The sequence below is a fragment of the Dactylosporangium sp. NPDC049742 genome, assembly GCF_040674675.1.
Lineage (GTDB): Bacteria > Actinomycetota > Actinomycetes > Mycobacteriales > Micromonosporaceae > Dactylosporangium > Dactylosporangium maewongense.
In genome coordinates, this window is sequence record NZ_JBFANF010000162.1 from 1 (window position 1) to 1182 (window position 1182).

Genomic DNA, 1182 nt, shown 5'->3' on the forward strand with positions numbered 1-1182 from the left:
CACTCGGAGCCTCACCATGAAAGTACTGCTCGGCACCACCCTGCTGCTGGCCTCGTTAAGCGCTTTTGCCCACGACCCGGTGTACAACCAGGAAAAGATCAACGTGTTGCAGGAACACGCCCTGGCCAACGTCCCCGGCAAGAAAACCGTGATGCTCACCGTGGACTATGCGCCGGGCCAGGCCACCGTGCCCCACAGCCACACCGGCACTGCCGTGGCCTACGTGCTGGAAGGTGCAATCACCTCGCGGGTCAACGATGAGAAGGCGATCACCTACAAGGTCGGCCAATCGTTCTAGGGGGGCTCGCAGAATTCGGAAAAAATCGTACGCTAAGCTTCGCGAGTTCTTGTAACCAATTCATTGTTTTTTCAATGGATGAAAGAAAATGGCGAAAGCTATTTGACAAACAAATCGGGATCTTATAACTTACCTACCAAGTAGTCGGTAGATGAAATAAAGCCATGAAACTCAATTCAGATCTTTCGCAGCGTGTTGTCGTCGAGCCTTCAAGCTTACAGTGGGTCGATTCGCCAGCGACCGGGATTCAACGCCAGTTACTGGAGCGTGATGGCGACGAAGTGGCGCGTGCCACCTCGATCGTGCGATACGCGCCGGGCTCCGCTTTTGAAAATCATAAGCACGACTTGGGCGAGGAGATTCTGGTCCTGGACGGCGAATTCAGCGACGAATCCGGGACCTTCGGGCCTGGGACTTACATCAAGAATCCACCAGGTTCTTCGCATGCACCGAGCTCCGCGACGGGTTGCACGTTGTTCGTCAAGCTGCGCCATCTTGATCTAGCCGACAGCCAACGCACCGTGGTCGACACCCGTAACGGCCCCTGGTTTCCAGGCCTCGTGCCGGGTCTGTCGGTGATGCCACTTTCTGAGTTCGACACACAACATACGGCTTTGGTGCGCTGGGCCCCGGGGACACGATTCAATTCGCATCGTCACTACGGCGGTGAAGAAATCTATGTGTTGGAAGGCGTCTTTGAGGATGAGTTCGGAAGCTACCCTACCGGCACATGGATGCGCAGTCCGCATTTGAGTGCTCACCGTCCCTTCAGCAATACAGGCTGCACCATCCTGGTCAAGACAGGCCACCTGCCAGTCGCCGAATCAAATGAGGCGCTTGCATGAAGCATTTCTCCGAAATCTCGCCGACCGCCGAGCGGGTGG

2 protein-coding genes are annotated in these 1182 nt (G+C 56.1%); both read left to right on the forward strand.

Features of this window, described 5'->3' with window-relative positions:
- A partial coding sequence (locus AB0J72_RS58930) for a cupin domain-containing protein (protein WP_363418050.1) occupies positions 1–298 on the forward strand: 298 nt, incomplete at its 5' end.
- A gap of 164 nt (positions 299–462) precedes the next feature.
- Positions 463–1143 (forward strand): cupin domain-containing protein, encoded by a 681-nt coding sequence (locus AB0J72_RS58935; RefSeq protein ID WP_004574802.1) that lies wholly within the window; start codon positions 463–465, stop codon positions 1141–1143.
- The last annotated feature ends 39 nt before the right edge of the window (positions 1144–1182 follow it).